The following is a 791-nucleotide window of genomic DNA, read 5'->3' on the forward strand; positions in this document are numbered from 1 at the left end:
ATCAATGAAATATTTTCGATCGATCAACCAGTAAAAATCCACACAAGTTGTTCTTCTATTCTCTTAATGATCTTCTCAATGATTCGTCATCATCAAGCTAGGTCGGCTATGTTACTCTAATTTATCTTAAAGTCAACAGGTAATTTCGATATTTTTAAAACCTACCAATCAATCCAAGAACCTAACCACTTTAGCCAAATCCTTGTTTCTCAACAAGTTTTTATCTGCATCACCGCCGATGGATGTGCATTCTACACCATTTCAGGGCAGGTGCAAGGGATTTATTCAAATTTATTTCACTTATCGCACCAACCGATTATTTTTTACACAAATAAGGCTGAAAATGTGCGATTTGGTCGATTATTTGCTCAGTTTTATTTTTTTCTTGCCAGTGTAAAGGTCTGCAATCGATATATTCACAGTATCCCGTGCCCTCATAACTCCCATTGTCCCATAAGAGTTGATAGTGAAAGCTGCCCACATAACCTGCTGCCAAACCAAATTTATAATCACCTCGACTTTGTGCTGTTAGTTGAAAGACAACAACATCCTTTTCTGAATATTGCCAACTAAATTCTCGTGGTAAATACATATCTCGTCCATTTGGTGTTTGTACTTTTGGATAAACACGGCTGACATCAAAAATGACTTGATCATCATAAAGTCGAGATTGCTGTTCATTCGACTGAATTTCAATCCGAGAAAAAATAATACTATAGGACTTACGCATTGACAGATTCAAAAAAGTATTAAAATGCTTTATAAAGTATCTGTGATCAGACGAATTAAAC

At 35.5% G+C, this 791-nt stretch carries 1 protein-coding gene; it reads right to left on the reverse strand.

Annotated elements, in window-relative coordinates; translation table 11 throughout:
• Window positions 1–316: 316 nt before the first annotated feature.
• Window positions 317–791 (reverse strand): DUF6670 family protein (locus NO346_RS00265; protein WP_371924456.1); only part of this gene is annotated, 475 nt, incomplete at its 5' end.

It is taken from the genome of Acinetobacter sp. 5862, assembly GCF_024494585.1.
Lineage (GTDB): Bacteria > Pseudomonadota > Gammaproteobacteria > Pseudomonadales > Moraxellaceae > Acinetobacter.